This is a genomic window from uncultured Campylobacter sp., assembly GCF_938039245.1.
Lineage (GTDB): Bacteria > Campylobacterota > Campylobacteria > Campylobacterales > Campylobacteraceae > Campylobacter_A.
Genome location: NZ_CALHVN010000042.1, coordinates 15,048 through 41,703 on the forward strand (window position 1 = coordinate 15,048; position 26,656 = coordinate 41,703).

At 45.2% G+C, this 26,656-nt stretch carries 23 protein-coding genes and 1 pseudogene; 11 read left to right on the forward strand and 13 right to left on the reverse strand.

The window, feature by feature from the left end:
• Positions 1-26 precede the first annotated feature (26 nt).
• The 3 genes from grpE to rpsO all read right to left on the reverse strand — a co-directional run bounded on the left by grpE (position 27) and on the right by rpsO (position 1,904).
• Positions 27-554: a nucleotide exchange factor GrpE gene (grpE, locus tag Q0218_RS07535; RefSeq protein ID WP_297968242.1), complete on the reverse strand. Its 528-nt coding sequence runs from the start codon at positions 552-554 to the stop codon at positions 27-29.
• Complete coding sequence (locus Q0218_RS07540) at positions 551-1,330, reverse strand: HrcA family transcriptional regulator (RefSeq protein WP_297968245.1); 780 nt, start codon at positions 1,328-1,330, stop codon at positions 551-553. The genes grpE and Q0218_RS07540 overlap by 4 nt, the downstream gene beginning before the upstream one ends.
• A 301-nt stretch (positions 1,331-1,631) precedes the next feature.
• Complete coding sequence (gene rpsO / locus Q0218_RS07545; RefSeq protein WP_122863120.1) at positions 1,632-1,904, reverse strand: 30S ribosomal protein S15; 273 nt, start codon at positions 1,902-1,904, stop codon at positions 1,632-1,634.
• A gap of 144 nt (positions 1,905-2,048) precedes the next feature.
• On the opposite strand from rpsO, the gene Q0218_RS07550 reads away from it, so the two are divergent.
• The 8 genes from Q0218_RS07550 (at position 2,049) to msrA (ending at position 9,552) form a co-directional block, all read left to right on the forward strand.
• Positions 2,049-2,453, forward strand: coding sequence for an Rrf2 family transcriptional regulator (locus Q0218_RS07550; protein WP_297968248.1), 405 nt, complete (start codon positions 2,049-2,051; stop codon positions 2,451-2,453).
• Positions 2,454-2,456: 3 nt separating this feature from the next.
• Complete coding sequence (flhA, locus tag Q0218_RS07555; protein ID WP_297968251.1) at positions 2,457-4,619, forward strand: flagellar biosynthesis protein FlhA; 2,163 nt, start codon at positions 2,457-2,459, stop codon at positions 4,617-4,619.
• Positions 4,620-4,627: 8 nt separating this feature from the next.
• Positions 4,628-5,746: a 3'-to-5' oligoribonuclease B gene (locus tag Q0218_RS07560; RefSeq protein WP_297968254.1), complete on the forward strand. Its 1,119-nt coding sequence runs from the start codon at positions 4,628-4,630 to the stop codon at positions 5,744-5,746.
• 3 nt (positions 5,747-5,749) lie between these two features.
• The gene (locus Q0218_RS07565; RefSeq protein WP_297968257.1) at positions 5,750-5,977 is read left to right on the forward strand and encodes a hypothetical protein; all 228 of its coding nucleotides are present in this window, start codon (positions 5,750-5,752) and stop codon (positions 5,975-5,977) included.
• Entirely contained in the window at positions 5,974-6,153 is a 180-nt protein-coding gene (locus Q0218_RS07570; RefSeq protein WP_002946522.1) for a hypothetical protein, read from the forward strand. Before Q0218_RS07565 ends, Q0218_RS07570 begins: the two co-directional genes overlap by 4 nt.
• Positions 6,153-7,058 carry a tRNA 5-methoxyuridine(34)/uridine 5-oxyacetic acid(34) synthase CmoB gene (gene cmoB, locus Q0218_RS07575; RefSeq protein WP_297968260.1) on the forward strand — a complete coding sequence of 302 codons (906 nt, stop codon included), beginning with the start codon at positions 6,153-6,155 and terminating at the stop codon, positions 7,056-7,058. Before Q0218_RS07570 ends, cmoB begins: the two co-directional genes overlap by 1 nt.
• 9 nt (positions 7,059-7,067) lie before the next feature.
• The gene (locus Q0218_RS07580; protein WP_297968265.1) at positions 7,068-7,604 is read left to right on the forward strand and encodes a PaaI family thioesterase; all 537 of its coding nucleotides are present in this window, start codon (positions 7,068-7,070) and stop codon (positions 7,602-7,604) included.
• An 835-nt stretch (positions 7,605-8,439) separates the two neighbouring features.
• Entirely contained in the window at positions 8,440-9,552 is a 1,113-nt protein-coding gene (gene msrA / locus Q0218_RS07585; RefSeq protein ID WP_297968268.1) for a peptide-methionine (S)-S-oxide reductase MsrA, read from the forward strand.
• Positions 9,553-10,178: 626 nt separating this feature from the next.
• On the opposite strand, the gene Q0218_RS07590 is transcribed toward msrA, so the two are convergent.
• Positions 10,179-11,768: an ABC-F family ATP-binding cassette domain-containing protein gene (locus Q0218_RS07590; protein ID WP_297968271.1), complete on the reverse strand. Its 1,590-nt coding sequence runs from the start codon at positions 11,766-11,768 to the stop codon at positions 10,179-10,181.
• A 264-nt stretch (positions 11,769-12,032) separates the two neighbouring features.
• Here Q0218_RS07590 and Q0218_RS07595 point away from each other — a divergent pair, with 264 nt between their 5' ends.
• Positions 12,033-12,881 carry an alpha/beta fold hydrolase gene (locus Q0218_RS07595; RefSeq protein WP_297968275.1) on the forward strand — a complete coding sequence of 283 codons (849 nt, stop codon included), beginning with the start codon at positions 12,033-12,035 and terminating at the stop codon, positions 12,879-12,881.
• Between the two features lie 404 nt (positions 12,882-13,285).
• Here the strand turns inward: Q0218_RS07595 and Q0218_RS07600 are convergent, their stop codons facing one another.
• On the reverse strand, positions 13,286-14,317 hold the full coding sequence (locus tag Q0218_RS07600) for a hypothetical protein (RefSeq protein WP_297968278.1): 1,032 nt from the start codon (positions 14,315-14,317) through the stop codon (positions 13,286-13,288).
• Between the two features lie 463 nt (positions 14,318-14,780).
• Here Q0218_RS07600 and Q0218_RS07605 point away from each other — a divergent pair, with 463 nt between their 5' ends.
• Positions 14,781-15,041 (forward strand): DUF1440 domain-containing protein, encoded by a 261-nt coding sequence (locus Q0218_RS07605; protein WP_297968281.1) that lies wholly within the window; start codon positions 14,781-14,783, stop codon positions 15,039-15,041.
• Positions 15,042-15,510: 469 nt separating this feature from the next.
• Here Q0218_RS07605 and rpoD read toward each other — a convergent pair.
• The 8 genes and pseudogenes from rpoD to Q0218_RS07645 form a co-directional block, all read right to left on the reverse strand.
• Positions 15,511-17,406 (reverse strand): annotated as a pseudogene (gene rpoD, locus Q0218_RS07610) (RNA polymerase sigma factor RpoD); the annotation flags it as partial.
• Between the two features lie 240 nt (positions 17,407-17,646).
• Positions 17,647-18,555, reverse strand: a complete 909-nt coding sequence (locus Q0218_RS07615) for a hypothetical protein (RefSeq protein WP_297968284.1) — start codon at positions 18,553-18,555, stop codon at positions 17,647-17,649.
• Positions 18,556-18,720: 165 nt separating this feature from the next.
• Entirely contained in the window at positions 18,721-19,392 is a 672-nt protein-coding gene (locus Q0218_RS07620; RefSeq protein WP_297968287.1) for a lysophospholipid acyltransferase family protein, read from the reverse strand.
• Positions 19,379-20,731: an SH3 domain-containing protein gene (locus Q0218_RS07625; RefSeq protein ID WP_297968289.1), complete on the reverse strand. Its 1,353-nt coding sequence runs from the start codon at positions 20,729-20,731 to the stop codon at positions 19,379-19,381. Before Q0218_RS07625 ends, Q0218_RS07620 begins: the two co-directional genes overlap by 14 nt.
• Positions 20,725-21,390: a phosphoribosylformylglycinamidine synthase subunit PurQ gene (gene purQ, locus Q0218_RS07630; RefSeq protein WP_297968292.1), complete on the reverse strand. Its 666-nt coding sequence runs from the start codon at positions 21,388-21,390 to the stop codon at positions 20,725-20,727. The genes Q0218_RS07625 and purQ overlap by 7 nt, the downstream gene beginning before the upstream one ends.
• Positions 21,387-21,647, reverse strand: a complete 261-nt coding sequence (gene purS, locus Q0218_RS07635; RefSeq protein ID WP_295146912.1) for a phosphoribosylformylglycinamidine synthase subunit PurS — start codon at positions 21,645-21,647, stop codon at positions 21,387-21,389. The genes purQ and purS overlap by 4 nt, the downstream gene beginning before the upstream one ends.
• A 1-nt stretch (position 21,648) precedes the next feature.
• Positions 21,649-22,365, reverse strand: a complete 717-nt coding sequence (gene purC / locus Q0218_RS07640; RefSeq protein ID WP_297968296.1) for a phosphoribosylaminoimidazolesuccinocarboxamide synthase — start codon at positions 22,363-22,365, stop codon at positions 21,649-21,651.
• 11 nt (positions 22,366-22,376) lie between these two features.
• Positions 22,377-23,681: a S41 family peptidase gene (locus tag Q0218_RS07645; protein WP_297968299.1), complete on the reverse strand. Its 1,305-nt coding sequence runs from the start codon at positions 23,679-23,681 to the stop codon at positions 22,377-22,379.
• Between the two features lie 178 nt (positions 23,682-23,859).
• Here Q0218_RS07645 and Q0218_RS07650 point away from each other — a divergent pair, with 178 nt between their 5' ends.
• Positions 23,860-26,433 carry an AAA family ATPase gene (locus Q0218_RS07650; protein WP_297968302.1) on the forward strand — a complete coding sequence of 858 codons (2,574 nt, stop codon included), beginning with the start codon at positions 23,860-23,862 and terminating at the stop codon, positions 26,431-26,433.
• Positions 26,434-26,656: the final 223 nt, after the last annotated feature.

Genomic DNA, 26,656 nt, shown 5'->3' on the forward strand with positions numbered 1-26,656 from the left:
TTTTTATTAAATTTTTATTTTAAATTTTACTTTGCTATCGATACCATCGCAGGTCGCAAAACTCTGCCGTTGATTAGATAGCCTTTTTGTATCACTTGCACGATTTTTCCTTTTTCCACGTCCTCGCTATCGATTTGCAGTACGGCATTGTGGAAATTCGGGTCAAATTCGCCCTCGGTTTCGATCGGCGTGATACCGTTTTTCTCAAAACACTTTTTAAACTGATCTATCGTTATATAGATGCCTTCTTTGATTTTTGCCGCATATTCGTCGCCTTCGGTTTCAAAATTTACCGCCATCTCAAGCGCGTCTATCACTGGAAGCAGGTCTCGCGCGAATTTCTCGTTCGCATACGTTGCGATGTCTGTTTTTTCCTTTTCAAAACGCCTTTTGATGTTTTCAAAGTCTGCGTTAGCTCTATAATACTTATCCGTCAGCTCCTCAAGCTGCTTTTGAAGCTCGACGTACTTCGCATCTAGGCCCTCAAAGCTGATGCTCTCGTCGAAATTTGACGGGATTTGCTGTTCAAACTCCGCTTTTTCATTCTCATTCATGCCGCCTCCTTTAAGTTGTTTAAAAATCTTTCATAGTCGTTATAAATACTGCCCGCGCAAAGCATTTTGGCCTCTTTGCCCCCAAAATTTACGTCTAGTTTCATACCCAGATAGTTCTCGCCGAAAAAGACTAAATTTGAGTCAAAAACCATCTCAAAGCTAGGGTTTAGCGCATTTTTAAAACTCTTGCCGAAAATCTCAAGCGCTATCTTTTCGTTTTCTAAAAAACGAATTTTAGTGCGTTTTAGCTCGGCTATCTTGTTTCTTAACTCGTTTAGGCCCACCTGCATACAGGTAAGTTCGAGTTTGCCTAGATCAGTGCCGATGAGATTACTCAAAAATTTCTCTACTTTTGGGTTAAATTTTAGCGCGATCTCGTCCTCGCTAAAGCTCAAAATCAAAAATCTATTATTTAAATTTAATACCTCGTTTAGCGTCTGGGTTTTGCTTTCAAAAACCATCGCGTAAATTTCAAATTTATCGCTTAGCAACTTTAGCAGGTTAGGATTTGCGATATCTAGCGTCTCGCCAAGATTTAACCTAGCTCGCCAATAATCTCTCATCGTCGCAGCCGTCGGTATCCTACCGCCGCTAACGTGAAACTGCGTAATCGCGCCCTCGTCGGAGAGCTTTTTAAAATAAACCCTGATCGTAGAGGCCGGGATCGACATTGCCATGCGCGAACCAAGCTCGCTAGAGCCGATCGGAGCGTTATCGCTAAGATAAGCTTGAATGATAGAATCAAGTATCAGATCTCGCTTACTTACCTTTATCATATTAGCACTCTCTCCTTTAAATTGCTAGGCGCATTATACAACATTGAGCGGATAATTGTCAAGGGCTATAGTTAAAAAAAATTGTTTAGATAACTTTAGCGTAGTAAGCTCAATGTTGGAAAGGTAAAATTTGAGTGAAATGAGCGGTATGTGGGAAAATTTAAATCTATTTAATGTAAGAGGATGGTAAATTTGGTTTTATTGCTAAATCTTTAAAAAATGAAAAAATGTAAAATTCTGTACGGAAAATTTGGAGTGAATAAAATTTTGTGAAGAAAAGCCCCGAATTTGGGGCTTAGGATTATTTATCTCTGAGATTTAGCTCAGTGATAACTTTTGTATAAGCTGCGTAATCTTTAGCTTTTAGATATTTCATCAATCGTTTTCTGCGACCGACTATTTTAAGTAGTCCGAGGCGAGACGAGTGATCTTTTTTGTAGATTTTTAGGTGCTCGGTTAACTCCTCGACTCTTGCGGTTAGCAATGCGATTTGAACTTCCGGAGAACCCGTATCTTTCTCTTTTCTAGCGAATTTCGCAACAATTTCTGCTTTTTTAGCCGAATCCAAAGCCATAATGACCTCCTGATTGGTGAGATTAAAAAAGGCGATTATAGCATAAAAATTAAAAAATGCGGCGCCTGCTTTAAAAAATATTGATTTAATCAAATTTGCAGATAAAATTTAATAAAATATCCGCAAAAAATTTAAAGGAATTTTATGCTTTTGACAAAAGCAAGCGAATACGCGCTGCTTTCCCTGATTTACATAGCGCAAAAGGACGCTCCCTCGGACGTTGATACGATGTCGGGTGAGCTTGATATATCAAAAAGCTTTTTGGCTAAAATTTTACAAAATTTGGCCAGAGAGGGCATTTTGGTTTCGTTTAAGGGCGCAAACGGCGGATTTATGCTCGCGCAAAAGCCTGAAGAAATCAGCATAAAAAGAGTAATTGAAAGCGCCGAAAAGCGTAAAATGGCGGTATTTGAGTGCTCGATCTCGGCCGATAGTTGCTCATCCAGTAAGGGCGGAATATGCCAAATTTGGCCGATGTTTAGCGCGCTTCAGTCTAAAATCGACGATTTTTTAGATACAATTACGTTAGCAAATATAATCAAGAAGTAAATTTTGGCAAAACAAAAGCGCAATATCCTAACTCTGGTCGCACCGTTTTTAGAGCCTATCGTAAGATTTAAAGGGCTCACGATCGTCGGCGTCATAATCGCCATCTTAGCGATCATCATCGTGCCGCTTCCTAGCGCGGTCTTGGACTTTTTTCTTGCGCTTTCCATCTCTATCTCGGTGCTTATCATCCTGATCGCCGTTTATGTGCCAAAGCCTACCGACCTTAGCACGTTTCCGACGCTCATCCTCATCATCACGCTTTTTAGACTCTCGCTAAACATCGCCACCACGCGCATGATTTTAAGCGAAGGACACAACGGCCCCGATGCCGTAAGCGAGATAATCTCAAGCTTCGGGCAGTTCGTCGTAGGTGGCAACTACGTCATCGGCGTGATCGTCTTTACGATCCTAGTGCTTATAAATTTCATGGTCGTTACCAAGGGCTCGACGCGCGTGAGCGAGGTGCAGGCGAGATTTACTCTCGATGCGATGCCGGGTAAGCAAATGGCGATAGACGCCGACCTAAACGCCGGTCTAATCGACGAAAAGACCGCTAGAGAGCGCCGCGAAGCCATCATCGGCGAGGCGAATTTCTATGGAGCAATGGACGGTTCGTCTAAATTTATAAAAGGCGATGCGGTCGCAGGCATCATCATCACGATCATAAACATCGTCGGCGGCTTTCTCATCGGTTCGTTTCAGTACGGCCTAGATATGGCTACTTCGGCACAAAACTACACGATCCTAACGATCGGCGACGGTCTAGTGAGCCAGATCCCGGGCCTCATCACATCGACGGCTACGGCGATCATCATCACTCGAGCTAGCAAGGATGATGAAAATTTCGCCGAAGGCTCGCTAACGCAGCTGCTAGGCGAATATAAAACGCTACTAATAGTCGGCTTTATACTATTTATCTTTGCTCTAGTTCCCGGTCTTCCGACGCTATCTCTCGGATTTATCTCGCTTCTGTTTTTAAGTATGGGCTTTATAATGAAAGAGGTAAAAGAGGGCAAGATAAATTTGACCGCCAAGGCCCAAAGCGCAGGCTCTGCTCAAGGCGAAGAAGAAGGGCAGGCCGCACCAAAACCTCCTAAAAAAAGCGAAGAAGAGATCGCTCGCGAAGAGGAAGCTAAGATAAACGATATCTTAAAGCTTGAAATTTTAGAGCTTGATCTGGGATACGGACTGCTAAAGATCGCCGAAACCGATCTCATCGAGCGCATACGAGCGATGCGCCGAAATATCGCGGCACAGCTTGGTTTTTTGATGCCAAAGATCCGTATCCGCGACAACCTCCAACTACCGCCCAACGAATACCGCTTCAAGCTAAAAGGCGTCGTGATCGGGCAGGGGGAAATTTACGCGGATAAATTCCTCGCGATGGATAGCGGACTAGTTAGCGACAACATCGAAGGCATCCCGACTAAAGAGCCGGCGTTTGGCCTAGACGCGCTATGGATCGATGCGAGCGTGAAGGAGGACGCGATACTAAGCGGCTACACGATCGTAGATCCCGCGAGCGTCATCTCTACGCACATGAGCGAGCTGATAAAACAAAACGCCGCCGAGCTCCTAACTCGTCAAGAGACGCAAAATTTGCTCGACAAGCTAAAATCTGAATACCCCGTCATCGTCGAGGATACGCTACGTATCGCGCCTATCGGAGTGATCCAAAAGGTGCTAAAAGCGCTACTAAAAGACCACATCCCGATAAAAGATATGCTAAGTATCCTAGAGGCGCTAAGCGACATCGCCGAGGTTAGCAAGAACCTCGATATGATCGTCGAGCACGTCCGCACCGCGCTTGCTCGCGCTATCACTTCGCTTTACGTCGATGAGAGCGGACGGCTAAATTTTTACGTGATGGAGCCTGCCGCGCAGCAAAAGCTGATCGACGCCGTGCAGTATAAAGACGGCGCGTATCACCTGATGATAAACGTCTCGCAGACGTCGGCGATCGTGCAGGCTCTGCGCGAGGCGAGGGCGAAGCGGCCGATCTCTGAGTACGGCTCGATGATACTTTGCGTGGAGCCTAGCTTGCGTAAATTTATTGCCGATATCTGCGCGAATTTCGCCATAGATATCACGGTGCTTAGCTTTGCCGAAGTTGCGGCAAATACGCCGTTTGAGACGCTAGGCACGATAGAAATACAAAATCTGTAAGGAATAAAATGACCATCCATCACCTCTCGCACACCGATCTTGACGGATACGGCGCGCAGGTAATAACGAATCACTATTTTAAAAACGTTAAATTTTATAACTCAAACTACGGCAAGGAGATCGACGAGAAATTTGATCAAATTTTGGCTCAAATTTCGGATAAAAACGCAGCCCAGACGCAGTCAAATTTAAGCGGCGAGCAAAATGGTAACTCGCAAAATGCGTCCGAAAATCGCGGCGAGGGCGAAGCGGCTAAAAATGACGAAAAAGCGCTCATCCTGATAACTGATCTAAATTTGACCGTGGAGCAGTGCGAAGCCTACGAAAAGGCGATCGCAAACAAAAACGCTAAAATTTTGCTCCTTGATCACCACCAAAGCGGTGCCGAGTGCGCGAGCAAATTTAGCTGGTATTTTTTAGATAGCTCAAGGTGCGCGACTAAGATCACGCATGATTTTTTCGCTAAAATTTACGGGGTGGATGCTAGCCTAAATCACTTTAGCGACGTCGTAAATGCGGTCGATATCTGGCTAAAAGACGACGTAAATTTTGAAATGGGCAAGGTCGGACTCGGACTCGTCGCAAACGCAAAAGAGATAAACAAAACGATGTTTGAGGCTGAAAATTCGCGCTATCTTTTTTATCTAATCAAACGAGCGCGGGAGTTTTTTGACGCGGGAGACGACTATGTCGGGCTTGACGAGGCGATTTTCGGGTTTAAAAAGGACTTTTTTAAAGAGGATAAAAACGATACGCTAAGCAACCTGATCTCAGCCTTCGTCGTAAAAAAACTAAGCGAGGAAAAAGAGAAATTTAGCATAAAATATAACGATCTTAACGGCATTTTGACCTACAATATCGGCAACACCTCGGTTATCGGCAATGATTTTTTAGTCGCGAACCCCGATATTGATTTTTTCATCGACGTTACGAGCAAAAAGACTCTGAGCTTTCGCGCTAACGGCAAAGCTGACGTAAGCCAGATGGCTAAAAATTTAGTCGGCGGCGGCGGACACGTGAATGCTAGCGGCGGGCTTTTTGCGGGCTTTAAGGATAGCTTTAGCTATGAAAACGTAAAAGCGCAGATAACCGACCTAATAACTAAAAAAACGATTTTACAAGGATAGAAAATGAAAGAAATAGAACCTACCGTAGACGAGCTAAGCTACGAGCTTTCGATGATGCTAGAGGCGATGCTGTATTATGCCGGCGTGAAAAAAGATAGGCTCGAGGACGCGGCAGAGGCCTACATCGAGTGCATCGACGACGCGCTGGAAAGCTCGGATGCCGAGGGCGTGGACGAGGTGCTCGAAGTCGTCGAATACATGAAGAAAAAGCACGCTAAATTTTTCAAATGAAAACTCTAGCGCAAATTTTATTTTTCTCGGCTCTGGCGGCGATGCTGGGCGGTTGCGTGTTTTTAAACGACCGCGGCGTGACGACGAAGTACTACAACGAGTGCAAGGAGTACTACGACGCGACGGGCGTCTATCACAAAGAGTGCCCTAAAAACATCATCGACTGGACGGAGTGATGAGCTTAGAAGCGGCTAGAGCGGCTAAGGCTAGGGAGCTGGCGGGTAAAACCTACGCGCCTTTGATGCGGGAGGTAGAGGAGCTAGCGGCTAAATTTAAGGAGCGCGAATTTGAGCTCAAATTTGACGATATAGTCGAGATAAACGAAAATTTAAATCCAGCCCAGCGCGAAGAGACGCTGCAAACGGCGTTAAATTTGCGCTCGTGGCGCAAGGGGCCATTTAAGATAGACGATATCTTGATAGATAGCGAGTGGAGAAGTTTTGTTAAATTTAACCTACTCGCGCCCCACATGGATCTAGCGGACAAAGTCGTGGGCGATATCGGCTGCAACAACGGCTATTATCTCTTTCGTATGTTGCCCAAGCGTCCCAAAAAACTGATCGGCTTTGATCCTGGCGTGATGAGCTTTTTGCAGTTTAAATTTATCGACGCGTTTGCGCGCTCGGGCATAGAGTACGAGCTGTTAGGCGTCGAGCATCTGCTGCACTACGGCGTCAAATTTGACGTGCTCTTTTGTCTGGGCGTACTCTATCACAGAAGCGATCCCGTGCGTACGCTAAAAGAGCTAAAAGGCGCGCTAAATGCGGGCGGCAAGCTCTTTTTGGACACGATGTATCTTGATATGCAGGGCGATTTTGCTCTGAGCCCGAAAAATACATACTCAAAGATACCAAATATCTACTTCGTGCCGACCGTTAGTGCGCTTTTAAACTGGTGCGAGAGGGCGAATTTTAAAGACGCGCAAATTTTGGCTACAAAGCCCACGGACGCGCACGAGCAGCGAAAAACAGAGTGGATCTTGGGGCAGAGCCTAGGCGATTTCCTCGATCCCGCAGACCCTACGCGCACGGTCGAGGGCTATCCCGCGCCAAAACGGGTCTATCTAAAACTAAGCGTATAAAGGTAAAAAATGGACGAAAATATATATAAAGACGGCGGCAGCGAGGATACGATACTGCCTGAGGATGAAAACCCTTTCCGCAACGAGCTAAAAACCTCGCCGAATATAAAAACCAGCTTAAGCGGCACCGTGACCGAACTGGGTTCAAATCAAGCAAAAACGAATTTTTTTGCTAGCGAAGAGATGGCTTCTGACGCCGAAGGGCTTATTCACAGTGGTTTTGTTTTCTCGGCGGCTAGCTATGCGGCGATGGCTGCGGTAAACGAAACCTTCAGCGTCGTGATAGGGGCTAAGATACATTTTTTCGCTCCGACTAAGATCGGCGAAAGCGTGGAATTTGATGCTAGGGCTCAGTTTAACGATAGCGCTAAACGCGAGGTAAGGGTGATCGGCAAAACGCGCGATATCAAGGTTTTTGAGGGTACGTTTCAAGTGGTTGTTTTAGAAGATCACGTATTTAAAATTTATAAAGCCAACGTCCAAAAACAAGCCGCCCAAAGACAAAGAAGCCGAGCTAAAGCCGAGGAAGAGGCGCAAAACTCTTAATTTTGCTTAAATTTACGGCAAATTTAAGCAAAAGGTGCAAATCAAATAAGCATTTTTGCGTTATTGATGATTTTATGCATCCATCGGTAAATCGCGGGAGGAATGATTTAAATTCACGCTAACTTTAGAGTGGGGCGTTATAATTTTGTCAAATTTGGCTTTGGGGTTTTTGCTGCGTTTGCGAATTGCAGACGAGCGCTTTTGAAAGAGATTTTTGTTGTACTCGTAGCTGCAAGCAGAGGAAATTTTATCCAGGGCAGGCTCCAGCCTAGCCTTGGTTAAATTTCCGCACGACTTTAAATTTGTCTTGCGATACTTTGTATTATCGCTTTACGTTTAAATTTGAAGCTAAATTTACAAATTTTGAGTTGCCAAGACCCGCACCTTGAAAATGTAAATTTAAACTCGCTACGCAACAGCGCTAAAATTAACCTACACCAAGTGCAGCAACATCTCATGTGCAGTGGGGTTGGTGGGGATTTTGCGTCGCTGCGCTAGCAGCTGCAAGCAGACGGGGGCGGGTATGCTTCTGGCAGCTCTCAGAGAGAGTGCGTCCTAACAGTAGCAAACAAAGTGCGGCTAAGCACAAGGCGAGTGTATAGCACGACGCAAAGGAGAGCGACGCTTCGTAAGTAGTTCTGCTCGCAGTTACGAGCCGCAGGCGAAGTAAAGCCCCTTCCGCCTCCAAAAAAAGAATTTGAAAATCTAACGCCTGATGACAAATTTTGAAGTTTAAAGGCGCGGATCTGGGTGTGTAAAATTTAAAACCGTCAAATTTGAAGCCGAATTTGCGCGAATCAAATTTAATCAAAAATTTAAGCCACAAGGAGCGAAAATGCTTGGCAAAACGTTAAAAACAGTTGGAATAGTCGGCGCTTTGGCGCTATTTTTAGGTATATTTTTAAATTTACAAGGAGAACAGATGAGTCATAAAACAAAAGAGCCTGCGGCCGCGAACAAAACGATCGTGCTAGCGGGCGGGTGCTTTTGGGGCACGGAGGCCTATCTCAAGCAGCTTCCGGGCGTGGTTAGCACCTATACGGGCTACGCGAACTCAAAGGTGCCAAACCCTAGCTACGAGCAGGTCTGCACGGGCGACACGAACGCCGCCGAGGCCGTCTGGGTCGAATACGACGAGTATGTGATCGACCTGCCGCATTTGCTCAAATTTTATTTTAACACCATCGATCCCACCAGCCTAAACAAGCAAGGCGGCGACCGCGGCACGCAGTACCGTACGGGCATCTACTACACCGATGCGGCGGACGAGCCGGCGATCAGAGCCTTTATAGCCGAACAACAAAAAAACTACAAAGCACCCATCGTAACGGAGGTCGCGCCGCTAGAAAATATCTACAAAGCCGAGGAGTATCACCAGGACTATCTGGACAAAAACCCGCACGGCTATTGCCACGTGACCTTCGAGAGCCTGCCTAAAAAGGGCGAAATTTTGAGCGACAAAAAGCGCGATATGAAGCAAAATTTGCAAAACTACAAAAACAAAGACGACGCGACGCTAAAAAACGAGCTAAGCGCCATCTCATATGACGTCGTAAAGCACGCCGCGACCGAGCGCCCGCACAGTAGCGAGCTAAACGACGAGGAGCGCATCGGCATCTACGTCGATATCACCAACGGTCAGCCGCTTTTTAGCTCGTACGATAAATTTGACGCGGGCTGCGGTTGGCCGAGCTTTACTAAGCCGATCGACGCGAGCCTAATCGCCGAAAAGTCCGATCTATCGCACGGCATGGTGCGCACCGAGGTCAAAACCGCGATGTCGGACTCGCACTTGGGGCATGTATTTGACGACGGTCCGCAGGACAAAGGAGGGCTAAGATACTGCATAAACGGCGCTGCGCTGAGATTTGTGCCAAAGGAGGAGATGGAGGAGCAGGGGTATGGGTATCTGATACCATATCTTGATGCGCAGTATTCTAAAAAATAGCGGCTTGTCTTTTTGAAACGGCTTGTCTCGCGAGTGCTTTTTACGGAGTTTGTAAAATTTTGACTCGATGAACTACGTGTTCTATCTTCGCCAAAATTTTACCGTACAACCCTAAAAATCATCTCGCGATACTTCGCCTTATCGTTTTACGTTCAAATTTACAAATTCGCAAATTTCGGCTTCAAATTTTACTCGCTGAGACCCGTATCTTGAAAACGTCAAATTTGAATACGTGGCACGATAGCACTAAATTTAAACCTACGCATAGTGCAGCAACCTCTAACGTGCAGTGGGGTTAGAGAGGGCTTGGGGGGGGGTCTACTTTGCAGTTGCGAGGCAAAGCCGAAGCAAAGGAAGGTTAAGCTTCAATACGTTCGCTACCGTCGCCCTATGGGCTTGAGACCGCTTCGCTCGTAGCTGCCAGTAGAGCGTAATTCAAACCCCTTCTTTCTTAATATAAAAGTGAGACGCCTGTAAGCATAAAATTTAAAAACAAAATTTAGCATCTTAAAGATGTTGGTCTCGGTGGGTAAAATTTAAATCCAAGCGGCAAAACCGAGTTAAATTTGCCGCTTAAATTTGGCGGGAGTCAAATTTGCCCGCCAAATCAAAGCCAAAATCAAAATTTAAACCGTCGCCCCTTCGTTCATCGCGGCGTATTCTTCAAAGGTTCCTTTAAAATCGACGACCTCGCCGTTGCCTTTTAGGTGGATGATGCGGTTAGCAAAGGCGTCGATGAGCTCTCTGTCGTGGCTCACGCAGATGACGTTGCCGCCGAATTTATACAGCGCCTCGCCTAGAGCGATGATGGCTTCGAGGTCAAGGTGGTTGTTCGGCTCGTCTAGCACGAGTAGGTTGCCGCGCTCTAGCATCAGGCGGCTTAGCATCAGGCGGTGTTTCTCGCCGCCGCTTAGGCTGCCGACAGATTTTTCCTGCTCGGCGCCGCTAAATAGCATCCTGCCTAGGCACTTGCGGATCTCGTCTAGGTCCTTGTTATTTTCGTCTTGCAGCCACTCGTAGAGCTTTAGTTCGCCGGTGATTTTATTTGTCGTGTCCTGCGCGAAATAGCTAGGCTCTATCGTCGCGCCCACGTGCACGTCGCCGCTATCCGGAGCCACCTCGCCGATGATGATTTTAGCCAACGTGCTTTTGCCTACGCCGTTTGCGCCGATGATAGCGACCTTGTCGTTCTTTTCGAGCTTGAAGCTAAAATTTTCAAACAAAACCTTGTCGTATTTTTTGCTTATGCCGCGCACCTCTAGGATCTCGTTGCCGATGTCGCGCTTGGTGCGGAAAAGTATGCTAGGATCGCGTCTGCTTGATACCTTGATCTCCTCGATGTCGAGTTTGTTTAGCTGCTTTTGGCGGCTCGTGGCTTGGCGGGCTTTGCTCGCATTTGCCGAGAATCGCGCGATAAATTTCTCCAGCTCCTCTTTTTCTTTTAGCTTTTTGTCGCGCTCCATCTCGTGCTGTTTGGCAACCAGCGTCGAGGCGATGTACCAGTCGTCGTAGTTGCCCGCAAATTGCCTAATTTTCTTAAAATCCACGTCTAGGATGTGCGTGCAAACCGCGTTTAAAAAGTGGCGGTCGTGGCTGATTAGCACCATCGTGCCTTCGTGGCGGTTTAGCTCGTTTTCCAGCCACTTTATGCTCTCGATATCAAGGTTGTTGGTGGGCTCGTCAAGGAAAAGAATGTCCGGCTTTGGAAATAGCACTTGAGCGAGCAGGACTTTAAATTTATCCGAGTTTTCGACCTCGCTCATCGGCTTTTCAAAGTCGCTAAAGCCAAGCGAGCTTAGGATTTTTTCGATGCGAACCTCGTACTCGTAGCTAGGATCCTCTTCGGCGCTTATCATCTCAAGCTGCGCTAAACGGTCGTTTACGGCGTCGGTAAACTCCTCGCTCATGTAGAGCTGCTCTTTTTCTTTTACCGCGTCGTAGAGGCGTTTGTTGCCGTATAGTACGGCGTCCTTGACGCTAAAGTTTTCAAACGCGAACTGATCTTGACCTAGCACGCCTACTTTTAGCCCGTTTTCGATGACGATCTCGCCGCTGTTTGCCTCGATCTCGCCTGCTAGGATTTTTAGAAACGTCGATTTTCCTGCGCCGTTTGCGCCGATGAGTCCGTAGCGGTTGCCGCGAGTGAGTTTTAGATTTACGTCCTCAAATAGCAGCTGCGCGTTAAATCTCATCAGTAAATTTTTTACTTCAAGCATATTTTTCCTTAAATTTGACTTTTTAAACCGTAGATTTTGCCAAAAAGTCGTTTAAAATCAGTATAAACTTCGGTAAAAAGGCGTTTTTTCGTTTTTCTAAAAGCGTAATTGCTTAAATTTGCTATTGCTGCGCGAATTTTTGCTAAAATTTCGGCATGAACGGCAGGATCTAGCGTGCGGCGCGATGAAAATTTAGCGTTTGCGCGGCTAAATTTGGGCGTTTTTGGATACAAAATCCGCCAAAGATAAATCTAAAGGACAAAAGTGAAAACGATTTTTCGGCTTTGCGTAATATTTTTAGTAGTCTACGTCGCGGTTTTGGCGCTGCTTTATTTTTTTCAAGAGAGGCTGATATTTTTCCCGAGCAAGCTAGAGCCAAACCATGATTTTAGCTTTGATCAGCCGTTTGAGGAGATAAATTTAGACGTAAACGGTACGCGCATAAGCGGACTTAAATTTTTAGCGCAGAGTAGGGACGGCGGGCGAATTTACGGTGACGCGCGCGATGCGAACGGCGAACGAAAAGCAAAAAACGGCGCGGCGATATTTTTCCACGGCAATGCGGGCAATCTGCAAGGCTGGGGCGGTTACGCACGGTTTTTTACGGATTTGGGCTATGATTTTTATCTGTTTGACTACCGAGGCTACGGCAAGAGCGGCGGCGAGATAGGCTCGCAGGAGCAGCTTTACGCGGATGCGGACGCGATGATGCAGCTGGTTTTGCGGGAGTATGATGCGGGCGAGGTTGCGGCCGTGGGTTACTCGGTAGGCAGCGGACTGGCGGCTCGCGCGGCGCTAAAATACGGCGCTAAGCGGCTAGTTTTGATCGCGCCTTATTTTAGCCTAGAGGAGCTAGCTCAGGAGAAAATGCCCTTCGTGCCGAAATTTTTAATCAAATATAAAATCCCTACGTTTGAGTTTGTAGGCGGTTTTGGCGGGCCGGTGACGATATTTCACGGCGAGCATGACGAGCTAATCGGCGTGGATAACTCGCGCAGATTGCTTAGATTTCTAAAGCCTGGAGATAAAATTTACGAGCTAAACGCCGGGCACAACGATATCCTAGGCCTAAGCGAGCTTTGGGAAAAATTAGCGCAGAGGCTTAGCGAGTAGGGCGGGCTGCGGCGGTAAATTTGATGAAGTAGACTGGAGTTTGGCCGTTTAACGGCAAGTTTGCTCGCTTGGGCCACCCTTGTCCTTGCGGCGCAACGGCTAAATATCGGCGAGCAAGGAAACAAATAAAAAATTCTAAATATATTTAGAAGTTTAAAAGACGAGGCTAAACTCGCCGCATGGATGACGGCAGCAAAGGTTTTCGTTAAATTTGGATAAACCTTGCGGCACGGTAAATTTAGCTAAATCGCAACGGCAGCCTAAAATCAAGACGATAAATTTAAATTTTACCGCATAAAGCGCCCAAAATAATTTTAAAGCAATAGGCTATTTCGTGCAGGCAAAAGGCGAACTAGAGTATCTTGGCTCGCCCGTAACCCTTAGGCGTAAATTTGGCTTTTAAATTACTTAAAAGCGTCGTTTATTTTACCGCTTTTTTGGCATTTTTCACGCTCGGCTTCGATTAGCTTTTTTGACTCTGCACCCTTAGCTAATACGCTTTCGTCTATTAAAACGCTCGGCAAATTTAGCATAATAGCGTTATGCGAACCACTAAAACCGCCTAAATTTTGCCCGAAATCTTTTCTGACGCGATCGTTTTTGCTATTTATGTCTCCGCCTTCGCAGTGAAAGTGCGCTCCGCCGTTTGAACAATGGCATTTTATCTCCATATCTTCGTCGTATATGCGTTCGTCCATAAAGTAAACATTTTTATTTAAATTTATGCTGCTGATTGGATTATAAATTAGTGCGGCCAAAATTTTATTGCCGTGCGGATTTGATACATCCCAGCGCACGGCGCGATAGGAGCTTAACATCACCACGAGCGGTTTTTGCGATTTGTCTAGCGTTACGACTACCTTATTATCCCGTGCGTCGCTGTCGTAAACGGCAGCAAGCCAGATATCAAATTTTTGGCCTTTTAGTTTCGTGACTACTTCGCTTTGTTTGTGAAATTTCGGTTCATCTTTAAAATCTACTAAAAGGCTAGTCGTGTGCCAGTTGTTAACAAACCAAACTTCTATCTTGTGGCGTCCCTTGTTAAATTTATGCATAAGCGCTTTGCTTCCGGCGTTTTCGGAATCGAATATCTGCTCGCCGTCTACCGAGATGCGTAAATTTGCCTGGCTAAAATCGGCTAAAATCATCTGCTGCGCGTCTTGTTTGAAATCGAAATTCCCAACCCAGTAGGCGATAAATTTTTCAGAAGGTATCTTATGAAACTCGTCGTAAGCAAAATTTAAATTTATATTTTCGACCGTTTCAGAGGAAACCACGTTTTTTGAATCGTCTTTATTTAGATAAAAGGCCAAAAATTTACCCGTAGGTATCTGCTTACCCGCCGTGATCTCGCTCGCCCATTTCTGTGCGTCGTTAGCGTTTGCTACCGCAAAAAATATGCAAAATGCCAGTAAAAGCATCCGTAAAATTTTCATTTTTTCTCCTTTAAATTTTATCTTTCGTAGTCTACCAAAACGTAGTTTAATGTTAAATTTTACGTGCGGTTCGGTTGTGAATTTTATAGATTTATTTTAGTGTATTTAAATTTTACGCTCGGTCGTAAATTTATCGTTTGGTTATGTTTGCGACGCGTATAGTAAAGCTAGCCTAGAGAGTGATCTCGGGTTGGCCGCGCTGCTAGGCATTCCTATCGGTATTATGCCTACTTTTTGTGAAATGGGGCGGGGAATTTCCGTTGCCGCCGCGCAGCCCCAAAGATATATTTGACGCCGCTTGCGGCTCTTTTATTAGAGCGGCGGATCAGACCAAATTGCTCGCGAAATTTTCTAAACCCACCGTATATATTTTTACGCAATTATTTGGGTATTATAGGGCCCGTATGCCGCGATTTACGAATTTGCGGGGCATGCGTTTAACTACGTGCATTTTACGCATATTTTGTTTTTGATCGTTTTTGCGGTAGCTTACTGCGTTGTTGCGGAGAAATTTCCTAAAATCACGCTTTGGCAAGGCGTCGCCGACGGTATTTTAGTCAATATCGCCGTTCACGTGATTACTTTGCCTATTCTCGGCCTTACGCCGCCGCTTTTAACGCTGCCTTGGTACGAGCACGTTTCTGAGTTTGCCAGGCACGCGCTATATTTGGTTTACCGAGCTTATGAGGCGAGATTTGCGAAATCGTATCACGCACGAGCCTGATCCGGCTGATTACTGCGATTCTTGCTGCTCGAAATAGCTTTATTTTCCGCCTAAATTTCGGGCGGAATTTCATCATTTTTTAAAATTTAAATTTATTTGACCCTTTTTTACCTTAAGTAGATACGATTTTATCAAGCTTCTATCCAAAATGTTTTACGAGTTGCTTTGGTAGCTTATCCGCAAATTTACCGATATTGCGGGTAGTGCGGGTTTGTTTTAAAGGCTATAAAAGTCCGAAAACGGCGTAAATTTATTGCTTTGCTTATAGCGATTTAGTACTAGAATTAGCCGATTCTTACGAATTTGATCGCGATTTTTGTATATGGATTTGAGGGCTGCATTTGTACGGCGGCGAGTTTGCCTAATTTTTGCTTGCGGACAAAACGCCTCTGCTAAATCTTATCTGTTCGTAGATTTAAAAATAGTGTAAAACGGAGCAAACAAACTCGGAGCGTATCGAGAGCTAAATTTAGCCCTCGATGTAGTTTTTGAGTTTTCTACCGACTTTTGGGTGTTTTAGTTTTTTGATGGCAGAGCTTTCGATCTGGCGGACGCGCTCTCTGGTTACGTTTAGCTCTTTGCCGATCTCTTCTAGAGTGCGGTCGCTCTCGTCGTCGAGTAAGCCAAATCTCATCCTGATAACGGCTTTTTCGCGCTCGTTTAGCTGATCTAATACCTCGTCTATTTGCTCTTTTAGGTCGTTTTTTAGTATATGATCCATCGGACTTAGCGAGTTTCTATCCTCGACAAAATCCCCGAATTTACCGTCGTCTTCGTTGCCGATCGGAGCTTCTAGACTGATAGGCTCTTTGGTGATTTTTATGACTTGTTTTATCTTGTCCGCACTTAGTCCGACCTCTTTTGCTATGACGCTTATATCCGGTTCCTTGCCCTCTTCCTGGAGATATTTGCGGTTGATTTTATTGATACGGTTTATCGTTTCTATCATGTGGATAGGGATACGTATCGTACGGGCTTGATCGGCGATGGCGCGGCTGATGGCCTGACGTATCCACCATGTCGCATAGGTCGAAAATTTATAGCCTTTTTTATATTCAAATTTATCAACCGCTTTCATTAGGCCGATGTTGCCCTCTTGGATGAGATCTAAAAACGGCAACCCGCGGTTCGTATAACGCTTGGCTATGCTTACGACTAGGCGCAAATTCGACTTCGCCATTCTAGCTTTTGCTTCGTCGGAGATCTTTTTACCGCGTTTTATCTGCTCTAAAATTTCTTTTAAAAGTACCGGATCAAGGTTAAATCCGCTCTTGCTAGCCTCTTTTGTCGCAAATAGTTTTTTTATCTCCACGTAGGTTGAGACCATCGTAGCCTCGGGAACCCTCGCGATGATGTCGTCTTTGCTTAGCTTGATGATATCTTTTAGGATCGATTTGTGATTTTTCTTTAGTTCGTCGCTAAACATCGGCAGCTTATACTCGAGCCTTTTTAGTTCTCTATCAAATTCATCGTCGCTTTTTAGCGCCGTTTCCATTGATTTTACTATCTCGGTTATGAGCTTGCTCGTAGGACCTAGATCCATTAGTTTATCTTTTAAAATTTTCTTTTTAAACGCGAGCGTAAGCTTGGCTAAAAATTCATCCTCTATCTCGGCGTCATTTTGTTTATTTGCCGTTTTTAGCCACTCTTTTTTTGCTTTTTCTAGAGCCTTAAAGCTCTCGATTACTTTTTCGGCTCGCTTGTCGTCTTTTTTGCTATGTTTTTTAGGCTTTGTTTCCTTCTCTTCGCCGTCTTCGCCGTCGTTTTCTATATCCTCGTCTTCTTCCTCTTCGTCGATGTCTTCACTTTCGCTGTCGCTACCTTCGCCCTCGTCGTCAAAACTTCTAAAAAGCTCTTTTACGCGGCGTTCTCGGTTGATTAGCGGTTCTTTGTAGTCTAGGATAAAGTCGATAAGATACGGCACCGAGCAAAACGCGTCGATGATTATGTCTTCGCCGAGTTCGATTTTTTTACTGATTTCGACTTCTTCTTCTTTGGTTAGTAGCGCGATTTGACCCATCTCGCGTAGATACATACGCACTGGACTGTCTGAGCGCGACCACTCGAGCAAGTCGTTTTCGTTTGCGAGGTCGAATTCCTCTTCGAGATTATCGTCGGCTAACTTCGCTAACTCTTCGCGGCGCTTTTTTGCGTCCTCGATATTTCGCATTTTTGCGATTTCGGCGGAGGTTATGAGTTTTACTTTGTTTGCTTTGGCTAGAGCCTCTATTTTTTTAGCGACCATAGCCGTAGGAGCTTTGTCTAAAAATTTAACCAGTTTTTCATACGTGACATAGCCTTTTGCGTTTTCCTTAAAAAGCTCTTCGACCTGCGTCAATACTTCTTTTTTTGCAGCACTCATTGGGGATTCCTTTTTTGTAGAAAAAACGGATTATACCCAAATTTTTTTAAATTTTGATAAAAATATGAAAAATAGGGCGTTTTAGTTTGTTAAATGCAGCTTTAAATTTTACGCTTTTATCGGTATGAGTTTGGCTGATTTGCGGCGATTAAAGTAAAACTCGCTAAATTTAACGAAAAAATTTGAGTTTAGTTCAGCGCGCGAGCCGTAAAGGCTTTTAACGCGATGTCTCGTAAAATTCGTCTATTTCGGGCTTACGGCCTTGTTGTTTATTAGCTTTAGGCTATCTTTTGCGCCAAATTGTTTTGCGTACTTTTTGAAATTTTCGCACGAGGTTTGTAAATTTTCTTGCTTGCAAACTCCGTTTTTTAGCAGAAATTTAACCATATCCTCGCTATCTAAAACGGCGGCTAGTTTTGTAAAAATTTCCAGCTCTTTAGCCTCAAATTCGCTAAGCGGTTTAAATTTTAAAAGCTCTTCGAGGTAGCGCATTTTATCGCGGTAAAACTCTGTAAATTTTGCGGTTTTCGTAAACTGCCTTATTTTTGGATCAAGCGGAGCGTTTGCGATCGGCGAGGCGCCGTTTTGACCCATAAAAATAGCTATCCCGCCGGCCACGCAAAGCATTGTTTCTTTGTCGCCGTGCGCGCCTTTGCTAAGAAGGTGACTAAAAATCTCAAACGCCTCGGCATTGCAAGCCGTTCGCAAAAGCTCGGGCGAGCCGATATCAGCGCCGTTTGCTACGAGTAGGTCGATGAGTCGTATCGCTTCTTTTTGATCAAATTTATATTTGCCGTTAGGATCTATGCCAAGCGCTATAACCGCGTCAAGAGGAGTAAAAATCATAAATTTATAGTTTAGATCCGGCTTAAATTTGAGCGCCTTTTTTATGCGTTCAAAGTCGAATTTGCCCGTTTTTATGATTTTTACATTGCAGATAAACGGCGAAAAAAGACGGTCGTTAAACTCGCCGTATTCCTCGTTTACGCGGTGCGGGTTTTGCGATAAAAACTCCAAAATTTGATCAAGCCCCGCGTCTATTTGCTTGCTTGTGGCATTTTCGTCGAAAAAAATCTCAAAACGAGGCTCCGGCAAATTTGAAGCAAATAAAATTTGAGCTAAAATCATAAATATAACGGCGCGCTTTTTCATAAATCCTCCTAAATTTACGGCTTTTACGAGGCGGTCAAATTTGACTAGCGGATTTAAGGGCTAAATTTGCTCGCGGTAAATTTGGCTCAAATTTTAGCTGAAAAGTTCGTCAAATTTACGCGCGCGGCAAAATTTATGATAAAACGGTGTTTAAATCGCCGCTTTTTACCTCTCGTTATCTAGCGTCTCTTGCATTTTCGCCCTTGCGTTTTCTAGCCACTCGGGCTCGGCGGTGTCGATAAGATCTAGGCAGATGATTTTGATTTTGCCGTTTTTAAAGCTAAAGTTTTTCACGTCCATGATATCTGAGCCCACGATCACGATAGGTTGGATTTTTAGATTTAGCTTGTCGGCGATGATTTTCGCGCCGCCTTTAAACGGCAAAAGCTCCTTTGAGTGCGAGCGCGTTCCTTCCGGGAAAATCGCCAGTACGCGCCCCTTTTCGACGCGGTCTTGCGCATCTTTTACGAGCTTGATGAGCGAGCGTTTGTTTTCGCGCTCTACTGAAATCATCTGCGGCACGTGGATGATCTGTCCGATGACGGGCAGGTCGGCGATCTCTTTTTTAGCGATCCAGCAGAGATTTTTAGGATAAATTTCTTCTAAAACGACGATATCTAACATACTTTGGTGGTTCATGATGATCATATTCGCGCGCTCGTCGAATTTGCCGACGACTTCGAGCGAATAAAAGCCGAAAAATCGCTGGCTCCTGCCCCAAAATTTCCTTACGGCGTGGATGTGCTTTTTAAAAAGCCACATAAAAAATACGACCAAAAGTATGCTGATTAGAAACTCGACCGCGAAATAAGCGGCCTTTATCCTAGAAAATATCATCTTTTTTCACCCAGCCTATCTTGCCGTCGTCTAGTAAAATTTTGACGTAGTCCTCGTGTTCGCCGAGGATCTCGACTTTTTCCTCCGCTTTTGAAGTATAAAATACGCTAGAGTTTTGCGTAGGTAAAATTTTTACGTTTATATTTTGCCTTAGCGTCGCGCCGCCAAACGGGTTGTAGCTGTAAAGGATATAAGCTCCAAGGCCTACTACGACGACAAGGAATATCGCATCGCGCTTAAACAAAAACGTGATCAAAAATATACCGAAAAGCGCGTAAACTCCGATATTTTTGTAAATTTCAAATTTGCTTTGCTTTGGATTTAGCCCTATTTGCGTGCTGATCTCGTCGTCCTCCACGACTACCGGGAGCGAAAAGCTCACGAAATCTTTTTTGGCGAGGCTAAAGTAGTTAAAATCGATCGAGGTTTTTTCGGGCGAAAATATCGCGAAATAATATCCGCTTTGCGCGTCAAATTCGCCGCTCGTGGAGTCCACGCCTTGTTTGATGATGTCCTTATCCTCGATGAAAAAGTCCGCGATGTTGCCTTTTTGCGCGTTTACCTCGACGATCATGATGAGATTTTTGTCGTCAAATTTGTTGGTTTTGTATTTTTTGACTTCGAGATTTTGGGCGACGACGTGGTTGTATTTCTCGCCGCTTTTTAGCGCTACGATTTTAGGTAGCGAAAGCGTCAAATTTACCGTCTGAAAAAACTCGCCGTTGCGCTTTAAATTTACCGTGATTTTTGGATTTTGCACGACTTGAGCGGAAGCCTCTGCGTAAATTTGAGCTTTATAAACGCCCTTGCCGTCGTTATCCCAGCGTAAATTTGAGCTTAGCCATTTTAGGTTTTCGGTTTCGGGTAAGACGGTTTGCAAATCTACCGCGATGTTATCCTGGATATCGACCGAGAGCGTAAAGCTAAAAATTTGTCCGACGTAGACTTGCTTTGGTGCGTTTAGAGCCTTGATGATGATATCGTTTGGCTGCACGCGCTCGTATAGTTGGCTGTCTTTTAAATTTAACTCAGGCTCGTTCGTAGGAGCGATATTTTGCGGGATAGGCTGGCGCAGATGCGTGCCGCCTTGGTTGCTTACGGTTTGGCTTTGCGCTGCGGGGGTTCTGTTTTGAGTAGCCGCGCTTTGTGCCTGGGCAGGAGTTCTATTTTGCGCGCTTAGCGCTTTGTTTTGTAAATTTGGCTTTTGCGCGGGCGTTTGCGGAGCAGGCTTGATCACTTTTTGGCTTTGCTCGTCACCCATCATATCAAATACGCTAGGCTCGGTGGCCGTGCAAGCTAAAACAAATATAGTAAAAAAGGCTAAAAAGGGCTTTAGCAAACTAGCCCTTTTAGCATCTTTAGTCCGTCGTCCGTACCCAAAAACTTCTCGCAGGCGCGCTCTGGGTGAGGCATGAGGCCAAATATCTTTTTGCTCTTATCGCAAATTCCCGCTATCTCGTCGACCGATCCGTTTGGATTTAGCGTGGCGCCGTTTGCATCGCAGTATTTTAGCAGGACCTGATCGTTATCATAGAGACCTTTTAACGTCGCCTCGTCGGCGTAAAAGTTACCCTCGCCGTGAGCGATCGGGATGTTTACGATCTCGCCGACGCTTAAATTTGAGAGAAATTTATTTGCGTTTGAGATCACTTTTAGGTGGTGATATTTTGAGATGAAGCTTAAATTTTCGTTTCGTCTCATCGCTCCTGCAAGCAGTTTTAGCTCGCATAGCATCTGAAAGCCGTTGCAAATGCCAAGCACGTATCCGCCTTTTTGGGCGTGTTTTACGACTGCGCTCATCGCGGGGCTAAATTTAGCGATAGCCGCCGTGCGCAAGTAGTCGCCGTAGCTAAATCCACCCGGAAGTACGATTAGATCGGCGTTTATCTCGCTTTCTTTGTGCCAGATTATCTGCGTCTGGCAACCCAAAAGCTCAAAAGCGTACTTCGTATCTTGCTCGCAGTTCGTGCCTGGAAACAAAACGATGGCGACTTTCATTTTGCGCTCTCGCATTTATCGTTCAAATTTATCTCGTAGTCCTCGATGACGGTGTTTGCGAGCAGTTCCTCGCACATTTTAGTTAGCTCCTTGCGCGCTTCGTCTTTACTTGCGGCGTTTATGTCAAGCACAATTTGTTTGCCTATTCGCACGCCGCTTACGTTGTTAAATCCAAGCGAGCCGAGCGCGTGCTCGACTGCCTTTCCTTGCGGGTCTAAAACGCCGTTTTTTAAGGATACGTTGATGATAGCTTTCATTTTAAACCTTAGATAAAATTCTTTTTAAAACTTCTTCGTAGGCGACTTTTACGCTACCCAGATCCTGGCGAAATCTATCTTTATCGAGTTTTTCGTTCGTAGTCGCGTCCCAAAAGCGGCAGCTATCCGGGCTGATCTCGTCTGCCAGCAGGATATTTCCGTCCTTATCGACGCCGAATTCGACTTTGAAATCGACTAGTTTTAAATTTCTGTCTGCGAAAAATTTAAAGAGGATAGCGTTTATCTCGCGGCCCATGTGTTTTAGTCTGTCAAGGTCGTTTTCGCTCTTAACTAAGCCCATGATTAGACAGTGTTCGTCGTTTACGAGCGGATCGTGCAGATCGTCGTTTTTGTAGTAAAACTCTACCAATGGAAACGATAAAACCGTGCCTTCTTTTATCGCAAGGCGCTTCGTTAGCGAGCCGGTTGCGATATTTCTTACGACCACTTCAAGCGGGATGATTTCGCATTTTTTCACGAGCTGTTCGGTGTCGCTTAGAGTTTCGACCAGGTGAGTCGGGATGCCTTTTTCTTTTAAAAGATTAAAAAGCTGTGTCGAAATTTTGTTATTTAGCGCGCCTTTGCCCGCTTCATTACCTCTTTTTTGCGCATCAAAGGCGGTTAGGTCGTCTTTAAATTCCGCTATTAGTAAGTTCGCATCGTCCGTTGCGAACATCTTTTTTCCCTTGCCCTCGTAGATCAGCTCTTTTTTTTGCATTTTTGCACTCCTTATTTTAGCTGTAAAATTTTGATCGCGTCAATCGCCGATTTTAGTTGTATATCGTCGTTTACGTTAGCCTCGGTTATTATAGTCTTATTATCCGTGATTTTCGTAGAGTTTTTGTCGCTATTTGCGTCTATTTTGCTCAGTTCGTTGGTTAGGTGTTTTTTTAGTTCGCTCTCTTTTATAGAAAAGGCATTTTCGTCATGCTGAGGCACTTTACCAGGAAATACGACGATATCAGGCTCCACGCCCGTTGCTTGTATAGTGCGGCCGCTAGGCAGATAGTAGCGAGCTATCGTTAGGCGGATGGCCTCTTTGTCGTCTACAGGCAGGATGATCTGCACGCTGCCTTTACCGAACGTCTTTTCGCCGATAACGACGGCTCGTTTGTGGTCTTGTAGCGATCCGCTCACTATCTCGCTTGCGCTCGCGCTTCCGCCGTTAACTAGCACCGCAAGCGGTAAATTTGTGATTTTATTTGCTCTCGCGGCTTTAAATTCACTATTTTCGCTCTCGTTTCTACCCTTTTGAGATACGATCACGCCGCTATCTATAAACAAATTCGTCAGTCCGACCGCTTGATTTAAAAGTCCGCCCGGGTTATTTCGAAGGTCAAGGATGATACCTTCTGCTTTTGGATATTTTTTGATAAATTCCTCGGCCTTTTCGGTTACGTGTTTATCAAAATTCGTCACGCGAAGATAGAGGATGTTGTCTTTTTCGATCATCTTTGCGTAAACGGACTCGACCGAGATGATGTCGCGCACGAGCTTCACGTCAAACGGCTTTTGCTCGCCTTTTCGCACGATAGTTATCGTAATAGGCGTCTTTGGTTTGCCGCGCATTTTATTTACCGCTTCGTCTATGGTGGTGCCTAGGGTTGTATTGCCGTCGATGCGAAGGATGATGTCGCCGCTTTTTATGCCGGCTTTATCGGCAGGCGTGTTTTCGATAGGCGAGATGACCGTTAGCGCGCCGTCTTTCATACCGACCGTGATACCAAGGCCGCCAAATTCACCGTTTGTCTGCACCTGCATATCTTTAAATGCCTTTTCGTTTAAAAATCCGGAATGCGCGTCAAGGTTGTTTAAAAGCCCTTCTATGGCTTTATCCACGATCTCTTTAAACTGTAAATCATCAACATAGTATTTTTCGATAGTAGAAATGGTTTTTGTGAGTTTTGAGAGCGATTGTAGTTTAGAATTTGAGCCGTCCTCAGTGGCTTTAGCGTTTAAATTTGCGCTAAAAACGGCTCCGAAAATCATCGCGCCCGCAACGCTTGAAAACAAAAACATCTTTTTTTTATTCAAAGTTAATCTCCTGCCTTTTTAAGTGGGGGTATTTTAGTTAAATTTGCCTAAAAATAGGATAAAAGATTTAATAAAATTTAATTTTCTTTCGTAAGTATTTATATAAAACCGCTTAGATAACTTGACAATAATCGACTAAAGTTATATAATACGCTCATTATAAACTAAAGGAGAAAAAATGGCGAATTTAGGCGAAAATTTAACCGCGCAAATGCAAGAGCTGGTAGAAAAGGGCGTCGCGCTAGCGATACATGCGAAAAATCCGCAAACCTTTCCGCTTCACTTGCTTTGGGCGCTGGTCGCAGATAGCGGCTCGCTACTCAACCAAGTCTTTAACAAAATGAACGTTAGCAAAGACGCCGTGGAGCTTGAAGTAAAAAGCAAAGCCGCGCAGCTACCTACAAGCTCAAACGTGAGCAAAGAAAACGTGCAAATTTCAAAGGAGCTAATAAACTCTCTTGAAAGCGCGAAAGCTCTGATGGTGAGTCTAGGAGACAGCTATATCGCGGTGGATACATGGATTATCTCAGCGCTTGAGCTGCCTGAGATCAAGCAAATTTTAGGCAAATTTACCGACGTTTTAGAAATCCGCAAAAATTTAGAAAGTATAAGAGCAGGGCGCAAGATAGACAGCCAAACTAGCGACGAGACGCTAGACAGTCTGGAAAAATACGGCATCAATCTAACCGCAAAGGCGCTAAATAAGGAGCTAGACCCGGTTATCGGGCGCGACGAAGAGATCACGCGCATGATGCAAATTTTAATAAGAAAAAGCAAGAATAATCCTATTTTATTAGGTGAGCCGGGCGTGGGTAAAACCGCTATCGTCGAGGGCTTAGCGCAAAAAATCGTGGCAAAAGACGTGCCCACTAGCCTAGCAAACAAACGCGTAGTAGCTCTTGATATGAGCGCTTTGATCGCTGGCGCAAAGTACCGCGGCGAATTTGAAGACAGGCTAAAAGCCGTCATTAACGAGGTAAAAAGCGCGGGAAATATCATCCTCTTTATCGACGAGATACACACCATCGTTGGCGCGGGAGCTAGCGAAGGCAGCATGGACGCGGCAAATATCCTAAAACCCGCGCTTGCTAGAGGCGAGCTGCATGCCGTGGGCGCTACGACGCTAAAAGAATACCGCAAGTATTTTGAAAAAGACGCCGCGTTGCAACGCCGCTTTCAGCCCATTGACGTAAAAGAGCCTAGCGTAAACGAAGCGCTTCAAATTTTACGCGGTATAAAAGAGCGCCTCGAGGTGCATCACGGCGTGACGATCACCGATAGCGCGCTGGTTGCGGCGGCAAAGCTAAGCGACCGCTACATCTCAAACCGCTTCTTGCCGGATAAAGCCATCGATCTCATCGACGAGGCCGCAGCCGAGCTCAAAATGCAGATAGAAAGCGAGCCGTACGAACTCGCCCGCATCAAGCGCGAGATCGTAACGCTACAAGTCGAAAAAGAGGCGCTAAAAATGGAAGACGAGGCTAAAAATGCCGCTCGTCTAGCCGAAATAGAAAAAGAAATCGCCGATCTAAACGAGCAAAAGCACGCCCTTGACGGTAAATTTGAAAACGAAAAGGCTGTTTTTGGCGGTATCTCAAAAGCAAAAAAAGAGATAGATAGCCTAAAAAGCGAGGCCGAGATAGCGCGCAGAAACGGCGATTTGCAGCGCGCAGCCGAGATAGAATACGGCAAAATTTTAGAAGCGGCCAACCGCCAAAAAGAGCTCGAAAAAAAATGGGACGAGATGAAAAAATCAGGCGTGCTGCTCAAAAATCAGGTCGATGAGGAGCTGGTGGCTGAAATTTTAAGCAAGTGGACGGGAATTTCGGTCAGCAAAATGCTAACTAGCGAAAAGCAAAAATTCCTGATGATCGAGGAGCATTTGCGCGAAAGCGTCGTCGGTCAGGATGCCGCTCTGCACGCGCTAGCAAGAGCTATCAAGCGAAACAAAGCAGGCCTAAACGAGGGCGCGCGTCCGATCGGATCGTTTTTGTTTTTGGGACCTACCGGCGTGGGTAAAACGCAGTCGGCCAAGGCTTTGGCTAAATTTTTATTTGACGACGAGCGCGCGCTCATACGCTTTGATATGAGCGAATACATGGAAAAACACAGCGTCTCTCGCCTGCTAGGAGCGCCTCCGGGATACGTAGGATACGACGAGGGCGGACAGCTAACCGAGGCCGTGCGCAGACGTCCGTATAGCGTCATACTTTTTGACGAGATCGAAAAAGCTCACAAGGACGTGTTTAACGTGCTTTTAGGCATCCTAGACGACGGAAGGGCGACTGATAATAAGGGCGTGACGGTCGATTTTAAAAACACGATCATCATCCTCACGTCTAACATCGCGTCAAATTTTATCATGGATCTAAAAGGCGAGGAGTGCGAGCAAGCGGTCAAAAACGAGCTTAAAAACTACTTTAAGCCGGAGTTTTTAAACCGATTAGACGACACGATAATCTTTAATCCTCTCGATGAAGACGGGCTAATAAAAATCGTGGATATAATGTTTAAAGAGCTTGAAAAAACGCTGCAAAATCGTGGTATAAAAGCAAGCCTAAGCGAAGAGGCGAAGAAATTCATCGCGGGAGCGGGCTTTGACATCGTTTACGGCGCTAGGCCTTTGCGCCGAGCTCTTTACGAGCTAGTCGAAGACCCGCTAGCCGATATGATCCTGCGCGACGAGCTTGAAAGCGGAGATGAAATCGTAATCGGCGCGAACGGAGAAAATATAACTATAAGTAAAATTTAGTTTAATTTTTTAGGCAGCGTTAAATTTTTGATTTTATTTTAACAAAACCGACTAGCAATTCAAGGCGGCAAATTTAGTCGCCTTGATTTTTTTAAGCCGGTAAAGCGACTTGTTCTGCAGAACTGCTTTAAATTTCATACTTTGGTTTCTAGCGATACCGCTAAAATTCAGACTTATAGCTTAAAATTTCCTTGACAATTCATACTAAAATTTATATAATGGC

Bases quoted from the DNA above. Each gene is read 5' to 3' on its own strand.
- Q0218_RS07600 (WP_297968278.1), bottom strand. From the start codon at position 14,317: ATGAAAATTTTACGGATGCTTTTACTGGCATTTTGCATATTTTTTGCG.
- Q0218_RS07560 (WP_297968254.1), top strand. From the start codon at position 4,628: ATGACCATCCATCACCTCTCGCACACCGATCTTGACGGATACGGCGCG.
- Q0218_RS07550 (WP_297968248.1), top strand. From the start codon at position 2,049: ATGCTTTTGACAAAAGCAAGCGAATACGCGCTGCTTTCCCTGATTTAC.
- rpsO (WP_122863120.1), bottom strand. From the start codon at position 1,904: ATGGCTTTGGATTCGGCTAAAAAAGCAGAAATTGTTGCGAAATTCGCT.
- purS (WP_295146912.1), bottom strand. From the start codon at position 21,647: ATGAAAGCTATCATCAACGTATCCTTAAAAAACGGCGTTTTAGACCCG.
- Q0218_RS07620 (WP_297968287.1), bottom strand. From the start codon at position 19,392: ATGATATTTTCTAGGATAAAGGCCGCTTATTTCGCGGTCGAGTTTCTA.
- msrA (WP_297968268.1), top strand. From the start codon at position 8,440: ATGCTTGGCAAAACGTTAAAAACAGTTGGAATAGTCGGCGCTTTGGCG.
- Q0218_RS07540 (WP_297968245.1), bottom strand. From the start codon at position 1,330: ATGATAAAGGTAAGTAAGCGAGATCTGATACTTGATTCTATCATTCAA.
- Q0218_RS07565 (WP_297968257.1), top strand. From the start codon at position 5,750: ATGAAAGAAATAGAACCTACCGTAGACGAGCTAAGCTACGAGCTTTCG.
- Q0218_RS07570 (WP_002946522.1), top strand. From the start codon at position 5,974: ATGAAAACTCTAGCGCAAATTTTATTTTTCTCGGCTCTGGCGGCGATG.
- purQ (WP_297968292.1), bottom strand. From the start codon at position 21,390: ATGAAAGTCGCCATCGTTTTGTTTCCAGGCACGAACTGCGAGCAAGAT.
- Q0218_RS07615 (WP_297968284.1), bottom strand. From the start codon at position 18,555: ATGAAAAAGCGCGCCGTTATATTTATGATTTTAGCTCAAATTTTATTT.
- grpE (WP_297968242.1), bottom strand. From the start codon at position 554: ATGAATGAGAATGAAAAAGCGGAGTTTGAACAGCAAATCCCGTCAAAT.
- purC (WP_297968296.1), bottom strand. From the start codon at position 22,365: ATGCAAAAAAAAGAGCTGATCTACGAGGGCAAGGGAAAAAAGATGTTC.
- cmoB (WP_297968260.1), top strand. From the start codon at position 6,153: ATGAGCTTAGAAGCGGCTAGAGCGGCTAAGGCTAGGGAGCTGGCGGGT.
- Q0218_RS07580 (WP_297968265.1), top strand. From the start codon at position 7,068: ATGGACGAAAATATATATAAAGACGGCGGCAGCGAGGATACGATACTG.
- Q0218_RS07650 (WP_297968302.1), top strand. From the start codon at position 23,860: ATGGCGAATTTAGGCGAAAATTTAACCGCGCAAATGCAAGAGCTGGTA.
- Q0218_RS07590 (WP_297968271.1), bottom strand. From the start codon at position 11,768: ATGCTTGAAGTAAAAAATTTACTGATGAGATTTAACGCGCAGCTGCTA.